The sequence below is a fragment of the Verrucomicrobium sp. genome, from assembly GCA_028283855.1.
GTDB lineage: Bacteria > Verrucomicrobiota > Verrucomicrobiia > Methylacidiphilales > GAS474 > GAS474.
The window spans coordinates 406,078-423,173 of record JAPWJX010000003.1 but is presented as its reverse complement, the minus strand read 5'-3'; the positions used below and the strand labels follow the sequence as shown (position 1 = coordinate 423,173).

Here is a 17,096-nt window from a genome sequence, read left to right as displayed (position 1 = left end):
GGCGCCGGAAGTATTTTTGTCAGCAACGGGGGGACGATCTCCGTCGCCATGAGCCAGGCGTCGGGCGCCTTTTTGAATACGATGGATGCGGGCATTACGGCCCAGAACTCCGGGGGTGGCGGGGTGACGGTGAGCAACACGGGCGCGATCCAAATGACGCCGAATGTTTATAGCAGCGACGCCTATGGCATCCGCGCGCTGATCAATGCGGCGACGAATGCCAGTGCCATACAGGTTTACAACAGCGGTCCGGTTTCCCTTGTCTCCATCGGTCACGGGACCCTCTACGGCATCGACGCGGAGACGGCGGGGACCGGCGCGGTCTCCGTGCGGAACGACGGCTCGATCTCCGTCAACAGCGAGGGGGGCTACGGCATCGTGGCCCTCAACAGCAACACCGGCGCCACCGGGCTGGTCGCGGTGACCAACGGAGGGTCGATCACCGTGGCGGTCCGCAACACCACCAGTCCCTCCATGGGCATCGCGGCGGGGAACGCGGGGACCGGCGGCGTCAGCGTGGTGACGCTGGCCGGCAGCTCCCTGACGATCAACGACGCCTCCTATTTCAACGACGCGGTCACCGGCATCCGGGCTTACAACAGCGCCACCAACTCGACCGGATCGGTCGTGGTTTCCAATGCGGGCGTCCTGACCATCGCGGACGCGGGCGGGTGGGCCACCGCGGCCATCGGCATCGACGCCAGCACCGCGGGCTTGGGGACGGTCAGCGTCGTGACCACCAACGTGACCATGTACGCCTTCAACACGACCAATGGGTATGCCGCCTCCGGCACGGCGGTGCGGCTGGCGCAATCCAACGCGGCCAACACGAACCGGTTGGCTTTCACCAACACGGCGGGGACGACCCTTTCCGTCCTGGAGACCAATGCGACGGCGGCGAGCTACGGCGTCTACGCGACCAACGCGGGCTCGGGCGGCATCAGCCTGGTCAACGCCGGATCCGTATTGACCACAAATATCGGCACCATCGGCACGAATACCACCACCCTCTCCGGCATGTATGCCAGTAGCGGCAGCGGAGCCGGAGCGGTCTTCCTGAGCAACAGCGGCACGGTGACCTCCTATTCCTCCGCCGCCGTGGGGAGCCTGATCGGTCTTGGATTATACGGGGAAAGCTACGGCACGGGGAGCGTGACGCTGATCAACGACGGCACGATCCGCGTCACCGGAGGGGGGAATCTCACCAGCCTCGGTAACGGCGCGGGCCTGGCGGGCTACATTGGAAACGCCGCCAGCACAGGCCTGTTAACGGCCACCAACACGGGCACGATTGTCGCGGCGGGGGGCGCGCCCGCTTCCGGCATCTCGCTGATCAACATGGGCCTGGGCGGTGTCTCCGCCTACAACAGCGGGAACATCACCGTATCCGTCACCTATCCTAAAGGCATCTATGCCGCGGAAAGCAACACTGCTTCCACCGGCGCGGTGACGATAACGAATGCGGGCAACGTGACGATGAACAGCTTTTGGGCCGCGCAGCTCATGTGGGCGCAGAATTTGGGTTCGGGCGGGATTTCCGTGGTCAACGGCGCGGGGGCGTCCCTGATCGGCACCAACGGCTATTATGTCAGCGGCATCATCGCGGTGGAAACGAACGCGGCGACCAACAGCGCCGTCTTCGTCAGCAATGCGGGCACGATCAACCTGCAGGGCAACTACACCACCATGGGCATCGATGCGGAAAGCTCCGGGAGCGGCGGGGTGGCGGTGTCCAACACCGGCTCCATCACCAGCACGTCCTACGGCACCGGCACCGGCATTTACGCGCGGGGCACCGGCAGCGGCGCGGTGACGGTAAACACGCTGGCGGGATCCTCCCTGCAGATGAACGCCAACGGGGGCGGGGCGCAGATCGGCATCCAGGCTTTGGGCACGTCCAGCGGCGGCGTGGCGGTGAGCAACCTGGGGGCGCTGAACATTGGCATCTCCAACGGTGGGACGGGCGATTCCATCGGTATCGACGCGGAAAGCTCCGGCACGGGCGCGGTGACGGTGGTGACCACCAACATCTCCATCGTGGTCTCCGGAAACGGAACCAACGCGGGGTCCGGCACGGCGGTCAAAATGGTGCAAAGCAACGCCGCCAATACCAACCAGCTGGCCTTTACGAACACGGTGGGGCGCACGCTTTCCATTCTGGAGACGAATAGCACCACCGCGGGCTACGGCGTCTACCTGGCCAACGCGGGCACGGCGGGAATCAGCCTGAGCAACGGAGGAACCGTCACGGCCACGAACATCGTGGGGACGACGGCCACGAATGCCTCCCTCTATGGCCTCTATGCCACCAACACCGGCAATGGCGCGGTGACGGTGAGCAACACGGGCGTGGTCAGTGTCTATAACCAGGTGACGGCGACGAACGTCCAAATCGGCGCGGCGGTCGGCATCGACGCGGAAACCGCCGGGACGGGTGCGGTGAAGTTGGTCAATACGACCAATGTCAGCGTCACCGGCGGACAGGGCGTTTCCACCTCGACCCCGGCCCTCTATCCGGTGGCCGCCTTGTTGGCCGTCTCCAGCAACGGGGGGGCCAGCGGCCTGGTCAGCGTCACGAACAGCGGCGCGCTGTCTCTTTCCATGACCAATCCGGTGGGGAACTTCACCCTGCAGGGCGGGATCGTGGCGGCCAATCTGGGCGGCGGCGGAGTCGACGTTCTCAACACGGGGGCGATCACGGTGACCTCCACCCAGGTCTATACGACCCTGCAGCTCCCCGCCATCATGGTGACGAATGCCGGAAGCGGGACGGTGAACGTCAGCAACGCGGGCACCCTGACCCTGGCGGGGAACGGGACCGGCGTCATGGTTTACGGGGGGAGCAACAGCGGCGCGCTCACGGTTTCCAACACCGGCGCCATCGCCTCGACGGTGGTGAGCGGCAGCGGCATCCAGATCACCAATTCCGCCAATAGCGCCATCCGCGTTTTCAACTCCGGGAACATGGGGGGAAGCGCATCCATCAACCGTGGCGGCATTTTTGTGACGGAAGGCAACGCCGCCGCGACGGCGCTGGTCGACATCACCAACACCGGCGCGATCAGCAACGCGGCCTACGGCATCCGGGTGAGCGAGGCGGGCACCTCGGCGGCGGGCGCGGGCGTTTCCATTTTGAATACCGGGGCGCTGAACACGATTGGATACAGCTCGATCTACGCGAGCAGCGGCGGCGCGCCGATCGCCATCACGAACTACGGCGCGCTCGTTACCACCAGCGCGGGAGGAGCCGCCTCCAGCTACGGCATCTACGCCGTGAACGCCGGGGCGGGCGCGGTCACCGTCCTGAACACGAACACGATCGCCCTTTCCAGCCTAAGCCCAGGGGCGGCGATCGACGCGGAAAACGCCGGAACCGGCGCGGTAAACGTCCTGAACAGCGGCGCGCTTTCCGTCAGCAACCCCTACGCCTCCGCGGCGGGGGTCAGCAATAACACGAATCTCTACGGGTCCCTGAGCGGCCTCGTCGCCGCGGAGAACGGCACCGGCAGCACGGGGCTGCTCAGCGTGACGAACACCGGCGCCATCAACGTCTTGAATGCGGCGGCGACGAACACCGGCTCCGGCATCCTGGCGACCAACGCGGGCACGGGCGGCGTTTGGCTCAGCAACACGGCCGCCGTCACGGTGACGAATTTGGGGGGTCTCACCTCCACCCTTGGCAGCACGAGCAAAGGCATCAACGTGAGCGGCGTTTCCGGGACGACCGGCGCGATTACGGTGAGCAATCTGGGCACGGTTTCCGTGGCCAATCTGGTGACGACCAACGCCGCCATCGGCTCCGCCGTCGGTGTCGACGTGCTGATGGGCGGGCTGGGCGCGGTGACCGTCGTCACGACGAACGTCTCCGTCGTCTTGTCCGGGACCGCGGGCGACAACGCCGCGGCGTGGGGTGTCCGGCTGCAGCAGCTGGCAGGAACCAACACGAACCAGCTGGCCTTCTCCAACACGGCCACGATCACCGTCCTGGAAACAAACACGACCGGCACAAGCTACGGCCTCTCCATGGTCAACTCCGGCTCCGCCGGGATCAGCGCGGTCAACACCGGCGCGGTCACCGTCGCCAACGTCGGCGGAAACGCGGCCTTGATGGGCGTGTATCTGAATAACTCCGGCCCGGGCGCCGTCACCATGACCAATACGGGCTCGGTCAACGTTTCCAGCGGCGGGAGCGTTTACGGCGTCAATATCGCCTCCGGCGGCAATGGCATCAGCGTGGTCAATCAGGCGGGCGCGACGGTCACCGTTTCCGGCGGCACCGGCTTGGCGGTGGCGGGCACCGGCACCTCGGGAACGACCACCATTCTCAACGCCGGCTCGATAAGCAACAACGGCACCGGCAACGCGATCCTGGCGAGCGCGGCCAACGACCTCCTAATCGACAACCAGGCCGCGGGCAATCTCTACACAGCCACCTTTGTCGGCGCCGGCATCACCGCCCAGGGCATCGGAGCGGGCTTGGTGACGGTGAGCAACGAGGGGACCATCCGGGCCGCGACCAGCGCCATCGTGGTGAACCAGGGCGTCACGGGCGGCGCGGTTACCGTCGTCAATTCCGGCTCCCTTACGAATTTCAACACGGACACCGGCCGCGGCATCCAAATCATAAGTGGCGGCACCAACGCGGCCACCGTCCTCAACACGGGCGCCATCCTGGCGCACGGCATGGGCATCCAGGTTCAGGAGACGAACACGGCGGCCACGGGCGACGTCACCGTTTCCAATACCGGGTCCGTGCAGGTTTCCGGCATCAACGCGGGCCGGGTCTATTCCATCGACGTGGAAAATTCCGGACTGGGTCGAACCGTTCTGACCAACACGGCGAACCTCGCCATTTCGGCCACCGGCAACGGCGTTAACACGAATTCCGCCACGGCGATCCAGCTGATCCAGTCCAGCGCATCCAACACGAACCAGTTGGCCTTCACCAACGCGGCGGGGACCACGCTTTCCGTCCTGGAGACGAACGGGACGATCGCCGGTTACGGCATTGTCGCCAGCAGCGCCGGGTCGGGCGGAATCCTCGTAAGCAACGGAGGAACGATCGCCATTACCAATGTCGCCAGCACGACGACGGGTGGAAACGTCACCGGCATCTCCGCCACGGAAAGCGGGAGCGGCGCGGTGACGGTGAGCAACGCGGGCGGCATTTCCGCGGTGACGACGGGAACGAACAACTCCTTCGGCATCGCCACCGTCAATAGCGGCAGCGGCGGCGTGAACGTTTATAATACGGGGGGCATCACCTCGACCGGCGATGCCGCGTATGGCGTGAGCCTCAGCGGCGGCAGCGGCGGCGCGGTGCTGGCCAACGCGGGCTCCATCACCGTGACGGGGCGGGCCGGCGCCCTGGGTTTAAGCGCCATCGGGACCGGCGCGGGAGCCGTGACGGTGAGCAACAGCGGGTCGATTTCCGTCACCGATTCGCCTTCCGTGACCTGGGGCATCCAGGCGCAGAACGCCGCGACCGGCGGCACGGGCCTGGTTTCCATCACCAATTCCGGGGCGGTTCAAACCCTTTCGGGCAGCACGAATTACGGTTTGTATGCGGCGAATTTGGGATCGGGCGGGGTCGATGTCGAAAACCAGGCGGCGGGAACGATCACGGCCACCGCCAACGGCGGGATCGCCTACGGCATCTACGCGACCAACGCCGGGGATCTGGCGACGGTGAGCAACGCCGCCCAGGTGAATGCCAGCGCCGCCTCCGGCGCCGCCTACGCGATCGATGTGGAAAGCTCCGGCACCAACGGGCTCGCCGTCTATAACAGCGGCGCACTGACCGCTCGGGGCATCGGCGCCTACGGCTTGCGGGCGATCCAAAGCAGCAGCGCCGCCACCGGCGCCCTCACGGTGGTCAATTACGGGGCGATCCAGGCCCTCGATCCGGGCGCGGCGGCCTACGGCATCGACGCGGAGACGGCGGGAACGGGCGGCGTCACGGTGCTGAACACGAATACGATCACCGCCATCGGCGACGGCGGGAATGGCTACGGTATCTACGCCTTGGACAGCAACGCGGGCACAAACGGCCAGGTCTTCGTGAACAACAGCGGCGTCCTGAGCGTGTCCGATACCAACGGCGGCAGCGCCAGCGGCATCGTGGCTCATAACGTCGGCGGCAGCGTCTCCGTTTCCAACGCGGCGGCGATCACCGCCACGGGCAGCGGCAGCGGGAACAACTATGGCATCTACGCGGTTTCGGACAGCGGCGACGCGGTCACCGTCCTGACCTCCGGCAGCATCACGGCGAGCGGGTCCGGCAGCGGCAAAAACTACGGCATCTACGCCAGCTCCACCGGGGCGATCACCGTGGTGGTGAGCAGCGACATCGACGCCGGTGCCAGCGGCTACGCGATCGCGGTCGGCGGCTCGGCGGACACGGCGGTCAGCGTCACGCTGGCCGGCGTCCCCATGTCGATCACCGGCATCATCGACGGCAACTTCACCAGCTCCACGCCGACCGACTCCTACCTGCACATCAACCTGACGGGGCTGAGCGCCTCCGACATCGCCGCGGCGATCACCTACATCAACGCCCACCAAAACGCGGGCACCCTGGTCATCGGGACGAACACCTACGTCTACCAGGACTTCACCGGCGTGACCTACCACTTCGGCGACTCGGACTGGTCCAGCACAACCGGGTCGGATCCCGAGATCGTGGCCAACGGCGCGGGGGCGACGATCAACATCACCACCTCCGGATCGATCGACGCGCTGCGCGGCGCGGCCGACGGCAGCACGACGAACATTTCCCTGATCGGCACGGCGACGGTGACGGGCGCTCCCACCGGCCCGCAAAACGGGGCGATCTACAACGCCACCGACGGAAACCAGACGGTCACCACCACCAACACGGCCGCCATCGACGTGAGCGGCGGCGGGGCCAGCGGCATCTTCGTCCAGGGGCTCTCCACCGGAAACGGCAGCATCACTGTCTCCAACGGGGCCCGGATCACCGACACGAATGCGACGGCTTCCATGGCGGCCATTCTAGCCACGGCCATGGGTACCAACGGGATTTACGGCTCCGGAGCGGTCACGGTCAGCAATGGCGCCGCCCTTTCCGTCAGCAGCTTGACCGGATCGGCCTACGGCATCGTGGCCGCCAGCGGCACGGGAGCGGTCACGATCAGCAACACCGGCGCGCTGGCCATCGGCGCCATCGGCGCCAGCAGCGGAAGCATTGGCCTCCAGGCGTCGATTGCAGGAACCAATTCGACCAACTCGATCAATATCTACAACACCGGGGCGATCGCCATGCAGGCCTACGGAAACGTCACGGCCATCGCCGCGCAAAACGCGGGCTTGGGCGGGATCTCGATCTACAATTCCGGGGCCATATCGGAAGCGACGTCTATCTACAGCGTCGTCAACGGAATCTACGCTGTGAACGCCAATACGAACAGCACGGGCGCGGTGAGCGTGACGAACGCGGGGTCGATTGAAAATTCCGCGGGGTTGAATTCCGGGGGATACGGCATTTATCTCCAGAATAACGGCAGCGGCGGCGTGACCTTCCTCAACACGGCCGCCGGTCAAATCACCAACAATGTCGTCGGCCTGACGATCCTTAACACCAGCGGCACCGGCAACATCAATGTGACCAATCAGGGCAACTTCGACGGCGGCCAGGGAGTCATGATGTGGATCAGCAATACGGTGGCCAGCGTGGCGGTCAACGTGACGAACACTGGAACGATCGGCAACCGGCACAACGACATCCTGGTCTACAGCACGGGCAATATTTTCGTCACCAACAGCGGCACTCTGAACAGCGGCTACAACGGGACCGACGAGGCCCGTATCGGCGCGTTCGAAACCGGCGCGGGCAGCGTGACGCTGAGCAATTCCAGCACCATCTACAACCGCGGCAACGGCATGTACGCCGTCAGCTCGCTGACCGGATCCAACGGCCTGGTGTCCGTCAACAACAGCGGAACGATGGTCAACCAGCTGACCGGGCTGGGCAGCACCTCCTACCTAAAGAGCATTGCGGCGACCAACAGCGGCACGGGCGGCGTTTCCGTGACGAATAACGGTTTGATTTACAGCCTGGCGCCCGTGGTTTTGGACTACGGCATCGATGCGATGAGCGGCGTCGGCGCGATATCGATCGTGAACACGGGCTCCATCGGCACGGCGGCCAACGCGATCTTCGGCTACGGCGCCTACGGCATTTCGGCCAGCGGCCAAGGCGCCGTCACCATCCAGACGACGGCGGGCAGCCAGATCAACGTGGTTTCCAGCAACGGCGCCAGCGCCATCGGCGCCTACGGCATCTATGCGATGGCGGCGGACACGGTTTCCGGCGGCGCGCTGAACGTCACGAATGCGGGCACGATCACGGTGGCGGGCAACAGCGGCGGCGCGAGCAGCCGGGGTATTCTGGCCTGGAATACGAACGTCGCGGGGACCGACGCGGTGACGGTCCTGAACAGCGGCGTCATCACGATCAATCCGGGGGCGGCCGGAGAGGACACCGTGTCGATCGATGCCCGCAACGCCGGTCTGGGCGCCTTGACGGTGACGAATACCGCCGCCCTGAATGCTGGAAGGTGGAACATCACGGCCCTCATCACCAACGCGGCGAATACGAACACCGTCTTCGTCAGCAACACGGCGACTCTCAGCCCCGGCAACGCCTACTACGGCGGCGGCATCAGCGCGCAGACGACGGGAACGGGCGGCGTAACGGTCTTTAACAGCGGAGGCATTAGCGGCCAGGAAGCCTATTCGTTCACCAATATCCTGGCCAAGGCGACCGGCACCGGAACGACTGGCCTGGTGGCGGTGACCAATAGCGGTGCCCTGAGCTCCTCCGTCTTCAACCCGAGCGATGTTGGCATCGACGCGGAGAATGCGGGCGCGGGCGGTGTCTGGGTTTCCAATACCGGCGCGATCACGGAACAAGGGTTGGGAACGGGCACGGGCGGCGCCGTTATCGGCATCAACGCCCTGAACACCGGCAGCGCCTCCACCGGCTCCGTAACGGTGACCAATCTGGCGAATGTCTCCGCCTACGGCACCAACGGCCCGTCGGCCACGGCGGTCGACATCGAGACGGCGGGCCTCGGCTCCGTCAGCCTGGTGACCACGGCGGCGACCTCCTACGCCGCGACGGCGGGTCTGGCGGCGACGGGGGGAGCCTCCGCGACCGGCATCAAGCTGGCGCAGAGCAACGCCCTGAACACCAACACGCTGGCGTTGACGATCGGCTCCCCCGTCACCGTGACGCAGTACAGCGGCGCGGGGACCGCCTACGGCATTCAGCTGACAAACGCGGGAAGCGGCGGGACGCTGCTGACCAACACCGGCACGGTGTTGGTCAGCAACATCGTCACCACTCTGCCGAACGCGGGCGACACGATCTACGGCCTCTATGCGCGAAACGGCAGCGGCACGGGCTCGGTTTCCATCAGCAACGGCGGCGCGGTGACGGCGGCCGCCACCAAGAGCATTTACGCGGGCAATCTGAGCCCGCAAATCATCTACGCCCTCTATGCGGAGAACAGCGGCACGGGCGCGGTGACGGTGACGAATAGCGCCGCGCTGACCGCCACGATCAGCGGATTTGCCGACTGGACGGACCGGACGGTCGACATCCTTGCGCAAAACCTCAACACCCTTTCCACAGGTTTGGTTTCCGTCGGCAACAGCGGCACGCTGACGTTTAGCGGGGGGGATAACATGGTCAGCTCCGGCATCATCGCCAAGAATATTGGGCGTGGCGGCGTTGCCGTGACGAACACGGCGTCGATGTCCGGCCTGTATGTGGAAGGGGTAATCGGCATTCTCGCGTTTGAAGCGGCGACGGGCACCACGGGTCTCGTCTCCGTCAGCAATACCGGAAGCATCACCGCTTCCGGGGCAAACAGGGCGGGTAACACGGGTCTTTACGCTCAATCCTCCCCTTATTCCGCCACGTTTATCGACGCGGAAAACGCCGGATCGGGCGGTGTCCAAGTGGTCAATACCGGAGCGATCAGCGGCACCTTCTCCGGCGGCGCGGTTATGGGAACGGCGGGTATTTATGCCCAGAGCTTGGGCAGCGGCGCTCTCTCCGTCTCGAACACGGGGCTTATCGTATTCAGTGGCGGCACCGCCGGGCAGTTTGTCGGCATCGACGCGGAACAATCCGGCACCGGAGGCGTGTCCGTCAGCACCACGAACATTTCGATCAACGTGAGCAATGCCCTTGCCACCACTGCGGCGTCCGGCACCGCGGTGCAGATCGTCCAATCGAACTTGGCCAATACCAACCAGCTGGCGTTCACCAACACGGCGGGCAACACCCTCTCCATCGTCAGCACGAACGCGACCGGCGCCCTCTACGGGGTGAACATGACGAACAACGGCTCCGGCGGCTCCAGCCTGGTCAACGCCGGGACGATCTCCATCTCCAATCTGGACGCTCTCAGCACGAACGCGGTCACCTGGTCGAGCTACGGCCTGTCGCTGGTCGGCAGCAACTCCGCCGCGGCGACGGGCGCCTGGAACGTGAGCAACGGGGGAACGATAACCCTCAACATATCGGCCACCGGAACGACCAATCAGATTCTGCAAAACGAGGCGGGCATCCTGGTGCGGCATGCGGGGGGCGGCGACGTGGCCGTGACCAATACCGGAGTCGTTGCCCTGATCCGGGATCGGCATTCGAGGTGATTGACCAAAACGCCTCCAACGGCACGGGCGCCATCACGGTCACCAACGCGGGCTCCATTTCTTCTCACGACGGCTGGGGAATCAGCGTCCAGGCCTCCAATGCAGACGGAGGAATCACCATTCTAAACACCGGGAATATGAGCACCGGATCGGGCGGCACTGCGGCCTACGGCATCACCGCTTACGCCGCCTTGGGGACGGGATCCATCCAGGTGACTAATTCCGGAACAAATACCGTTGTGGGCGGGTCCTTGGCCGACTACGGCATCAGCGCGATCAACGCGGGGACCGGCGGAGTCAATGTGCTGAACACCGGCGCGATCACGGTGAGCGGCGGCTACGGCATCCAAGCCCAAGAGTCGGCCGTGGCCTCCACGCAGGCCGTCACGGTTACCAATTACGGGACGCTGGTCACTTACCTCAGCGGCGCGGGCTCGAATCCCTCTGCGGGCGTGACGGCGATCAGCGCGCAGAACGACGGCCTCGGGGCGGTCAGCGTGGTGAACACCAATCCCATCTCCGTCGTCGCCGCCACTTCGGGCACCAACAGCCTGGGCGGCAGCACCGCCATCCGCGAGGTCCTTTCCAACGGAGCGAATACCAACGCCATCTCCTTCCAGAACAACAGCGCCATCTCGGTGGTGGAAACGAACGCCAGTTCGACCGGCTACGGCCTCTATCTTTCCACCGCGGGAAGCGGCGGAGTAAGCGTCACGAACACCGCCACCATCGCCTTGACCAATATTAACACCTCGGGTGTCGCCAGTGGAAATCTAACGGACATCTACGCCTATAACGGCGGCGGTGCGGGGGCCATTTCTTTCAGCAATAGCGGCACGCTCACCGACTATACCTCTCTGAGCACGAGCGCGGGAGCCTCCTATAACCTCCGGGCGGTCAACGGCGGCACCGGCGGCGTGCGGGTGACAAACAGCGGCGCTATGGTCATGACTAGCGGTATCGCCTCGACCGGGGCCGGTTCGGACAATATTTCCATCAGCTCGGCGGGCAGCATCGACTTGCTCAATAGCGGCTCTCTCTGGCTCTATTCCTACAGCGGCTACAACGTATACGCCCAGGAAACGGGAAGCGGCGGGGCGATCACCATTTCCAACACGGCCACCGGCGTCTTCACCAATTACGATTACGGCCTCGTCTTCGCGCAAAACCTCGGGGGCGGCGGCGTCACGGTGAATAATGACGGCCTTATGCAGGTGATTTCCTACGGCGGCGGCGTGATCGGCGGCGGCGGCTACGGCATCACGGCCCTGAACGTCGGCGGGAGCGGAGCCTCGACGGTCAGAAATTCCGGAACGATTTCCGTGATCGGCGGCGGTGGCGGCACGGCCCTCATCGCGGCGACCAATAGCGGCACGGGCGGCGTTCAGGTGGTCAACTCCGGCACCCTGACGAATATGAACGGCAACGCCCTCACGGCCTACGGCGTCACGGTCGTGAATTCCGGAACCGGCAGCACGATCGTCAACAATAGCGGCTCCGTGGTCGTTACGAACCAGGCGGGCGGCGCGGCGGCGATCAACGTGGTGAATGCCAGCGGCGCGGTGAACGTGGTGAACAGCCACGCCATTACCGCCGTGGGCGCCGGAACGGGCAACGTCTACGGCGTCTACGGGGTCATTTCCGGCGCGGCGGCGACCAACGCGATCACCATCAGCAACACGGCGGCGATCCAGGCCGACAGCCTGGGAAGCGGCGGCGCCTATGCCATCTACGCCGCCAACGCGGGCAAGGGCGCCATCAACCTTTATAATAGCGGCACCTTGGGGACGGCCGCCGACGCCATTTCCGGCAACGGGGCGGCGGGCATCTACGCCATGGGCAACGGGGCCATCTCCCTCAACAACCAGGGCACCATCTACGTGGCGGGCGGCGCGGGCAGCACCAACGTCTCCTACGGCATCTTCCTCTCCACGGCGGACACGGCGGGCGGCGGCAACATCGTGGTCACCAACGGGGCGGGCATTTCCGTGACCGGCGGGGGCGCGGGCGCCGTCGGCATCCAGCTGCAGAACACCAATGGCGCCAGCACGGCCTCCATCGTCCTGACGAACACCGGAGACATCAGCGTGGCGGACAGCGGCGGGCTGGTGGCGGGCGTCGTCATCACCAACATGGGGACGGGTGTCGTCAGTCTGGTCAACAGCGGCAACATCGACGCCTCCGGCGCGGCCGACGGGGCGATGGGCATCGCCATCTACGCCAACGGCGTGGTCAACATCCGCAACACCGGCAACATCGACGCCACCGGCACCGGCGCCTACGGCATCTACGTGGCGGGGGCGGACGCTTCCGGCATCACGAACAGCGGGGCGATCACCATCAACGGGACGAACACCTACGGCATCTACGTCTCCGGGGTGAACCCGGTGAACATCACCAACACCGGCGTGGTCGTGGCCGACGACCCGACGGGCATCTCCATGGGCATCGTCTCCGAGACGACCGGCGCGGGCGGGATCAACATTTACAACACCAACACCGTCACCGCGCTGGGCAGCGGCCTGGGGGCCTACGGCATCCGGGGCGTCGACAGCTATACCGGCGCGGGCGGCCAGGTCACGGTGACCAACCTGAGCGCGGTGGTGGCCATGGATACCAACGGCGGCGCGGTGGTCGGCATTGACGCGGAGACGGCAGGCACCGGCGCGGCCTACGTCACGAACGCCGCCGACATCGTGGCCATCAGCGGGGACGGCGCGGGCGGCGGGGCCACGGGCGTGAAGATCGTCCAGAGCAACGCGGCCAACACCAACGGCATCGTCTTCACCAACGGCAACAGCATCACCGTCCTGGAAACCAACGCGACGGCGGCGGGCTACGGCATCCAGGTTTCCAACGCGGGGACGGGCGGCGCCGCCGTCGTCAACAGCGGCGCGGTCACGGCCACAAACGTGGCGGGCGTCGACCCGGGGAACTTGACCGGCATCTCCGCCTACGGCGGCGGCGCGGGTGCTGTCTGGGTGAGCAACGCGGGCACGGTTACCGCCATCCAGCAGGGCCTGATCAACGCCAACGCCTTGGGCCTGGTGGCGGTCAACGGCGGCACCGGCGCGGTGGAGGTGGACAACACCGGCGCCGTCCGCGTCCAGGTTTCCGATGTGGAGGCCAGCGGCTTCGGATACGGCGGCCAGGGAATTTTGGCGCAGAACACTAACGCCGCTGCGACGGGCGCGGTCGCCGTCACCAACAGCGGGACGCTTTCCATCGTCTCCCTCGACAGCGGATTCAATTACGGCATCGACGCCTCCAATGCGGGGTCGGGCGGCATCAGCATCGTCAACGCCGGCGGCATCAGCATCACGACGGGCAACTACAGCTACGGGATTTTCGCCAACGAGCTGCAGACCGGCGCCGCCGGCGGGGTGATCGTCCGCAACAGCGGCTCGATCTCCTTCGACGGCGCCCTGGGCTGGACGGTTCAAGGCATCGACGCCTTCAACGCGGGCGACGGGGGCGTGGCGGTCACCAACAGCGGCTCGATCACCTCTGGGAACGCGTACAACGCCACCGGCATCACCGCCCATGGCGGCGGAGGCTCCGGCGCGGTGGTCGTCAGCAACACGGGAACCCTTAGCATCACCGGGGTAAGCCTCCTGGGCATCGACGCGCAGAACGGCGGCACGGGCGGCCTCTACGTGCTCAACCAAGGGACTCTCTCCCTCAGCGGCGGAGGCGTGGGGGCCACCGGCATTTCCGCCAACGCCACGGCGGGCAACTCGACGGTCGATAACGAGGCCTCCTTCTCCATCAGCACGACCGGAGGGGCGGCGGTGGGCATCACCTCCACCAACAGCGGCGGGGGAGCCGGCGTGGTGCTCAATAACGGCGCTCTCACCGTCAGCGGCGGGGGCGGCGGGGCGGTGGCCATGCAGCTCATCGGGGGAGCCTCCGGCTCCCTCACGGTGAGCAACGCCGCCGCGGTCACCGCCCTGGACACCAACGGCGGCGCGGCGGTTGGCATCCGCGCCGCGAGCGCGGGCGCTTCCGCCACGATTTTGAACAGCCAGCAGGTCGCGGCGACTTCCGGCACGACAAACGCGGCGGCCTTGCAGGCTTCCCTCTCCGGCGGCTCGGGCGCGGTCAACGTGACGAACGCGGCCGTCCTTTCCGCGACGGCGGGCGGCACGGGTGCGGCGGCGGGCATCGACGTTTCCAGCGCCTCCTCCGGCACGGTTTCCGTGGCCAACGGCGGAACCATCCAGGCCATCTCCACCAACGGCGCCGCCTACGCGATCGGGGTCAACTCCTCCGCGGCGGGAGCTTCCGTAAGCGTGGTCAACACGGGCTCCCTGGGCACGGCGAGCAATGCCATTTCCGGCCAGACCAGCACCGGCCTCTTCGCCTACGGGAACGGGACTGTTTCCGTCAACAATGGCGGCGCGGTCTTCGTGGCCAGCCAGGCGGGCACGACCAATCAAGCCATCGGCCTGGATGTGCGGAACGGCGGCGCGGGCGAGACGGGCGTGAGCAACGACGGGGCCATCACGGTCACCGGCACCGGCGGCGGCGCGACGGCCATCCGGGCGTCCAGCACCGCGGGCAGCGCCCTGGTGAGGGTGGCCAATACCGCGGCCGTGAACGTCGACGACACGGGCGTGGCCGCCGTGGCGGTCTACGGCATCGACGCGCAGAACGGAGGATCGGGCGACGTGGCGGTCACCAACAGCGGCGTTCTCACCATCGGCCACGACGGGGAGACGAACGGGGGCACGGTGTACGGCGTTTCCGCCACCTCCCTGAGCGGCGCGATCAGCCTGGTCAACCTGAACAGCCTGAATGTTTATGGCCGCGGCGGCACGACGTACGGCCTCTACGCCGCCTCGGCCAACGGGGGCACGGTCAACATCAACAACATGGCCGACATCACGCTCTCCGGCACGGGCGACCTTTACGGCATCTACGGCAGCTCTACCGGCGCGGTGAACATCTACAACGGCGGCAACGTCGTCGTGCCCACCGGTTCCACATCCATCGCGGCGGGCGGCGCGCAGAACACGGTGGTCAACGTGACCCTCTACAACTTCCCCACCGTCAGCGGCGTCATCAACGGCAACGCCTCCCTCTCCGGCGGCCAGGAGGCGGGGTCTTCCTACCTGCACCTGAACCTGACCGTCCCCAGCCAATACGCCGCGGACGCGACGGTGGCGGAGAAGTATCTGACCGAGCACCCCACCGGCGGCACCATCACCATCGGCGGCGTCACCTACACCTATGAGAACTTCACCGGCGTCACCTCGGACATCACCCTCCAGTCCACCTCCGGCAACCTGGGGAACAACCCGCAGCTCCAGACGATGGTCAACACCCTCAACCGCAATGTGCTGACCGACCTGGCCTTCGAGGGGGTCCTCCTCGACAACCGGCTGGAAATGATCCGCAGCGGATTCACCGGCGGCATGGATTGGAGCGGCATGAGCCTGGTCTCCGCCGACGACCCGACGCTCTCCCAGGTCTCCGGCCAGCTCTACGCCTTCAACCCCGCCATGCAGATGGAGGAGGCGACGATGAGCGACACGCCGGACCAGATCAGCGGCGAGGACCCGATCCTGCGGCGCTGGGGCACCTTCATCACCGGCAACGCCATCCTGGCCAGCCAGGGGGCGACGGCCAACCAGGCGGCGGTCGACTCCACCACCGTCGACTTCAACATCGGCACCGATTACCGGCTGAGCAAGGAATGGACCGTTGGTCTCCTGGGCGGCTACGGCCGCACGACGGCGAACCTGGACGAATACGGCAGCCGCCTGAAGGTGAGCGACTACCGCTTCGGCCCTTACGGCAGCTACAGCAAGGGCGATTGGTATGTGAACGGCCGCGCCTACTACGGCTGGAGCGTCGGCAGCTCCATCCGCGCCATCCCGAATGCCGGCGGCGTGGCCGCCAACGGCAAGCCGGACGGCAGCCAATACGGCGGCGCGTTCGACACCGGCTACAAGTTCCACGCGGGCAACCTGACCTATGGCCCCGTGGTGGGCCTGCAATACGCCCACATGAACATCGATTCCTACCAGGAGACCGGCGCGGGATTGAACAACCTGGCCGTGGGCAGGCAGAGCGTCGACTCCCTCATCTCCAGCCTGGGCGCCCGCGTCAGCTACGACTTCCACACCACCTGGCGCCGCGTCGTCATCCGGCCGGAGGTCGACGTTTCCTGGGAGCACGAGAACCTCGATACCACGCAGACCATCGGCGAGGCCTTCGTCACGCCGGGCACCGGCACCTTCGTCATCAACGCCAGCGGCCTGCCGCGCGACGCGGCGGTGCTGGGCGGCGGCGTCAGCGCCATCCTCAACAGCGGCTCCCTCCTCTTCCTGCGCTACGACGCCCAGATCGGCCAGGCCAACTACAGCGCCCAGAGCATCACGGGCGGCCTCCGCATCGTGTATTGA

Annotated in this window: 2 protein-coding genes (1 of these 2 running past the window's edge); both read left to right on the top strand. The window is 66.1% G+C overall.

The window, feature by feature from the left end; translation table 11 throughout:
- Positions 1–10,686, top strand: partial view of a hypothetical protein gene (locus PW734_03275; protein ID MDE1170220.1) — the 3' portion only. It extends 10,233 nt beyond the left edge of the window; only the last 10,686 of its 20,919 coding nucleotides appear in the window; its start codon lies beyond the left edge, outside the window; the stop codon is at positions 10,684–10,686.
- A complete protein-coding gene (locus PW734_03270) occupies positions 10,683–17,096 on the top strand; it encodes a hypothetical protein (protein ID MDE1170219.1) in 6,414 nt (2,137 codons plus the stop codon). The genes PW734_03275 and PW734_03270 overlap by 4 nt, the downstream gene beginning before the upstream one ends.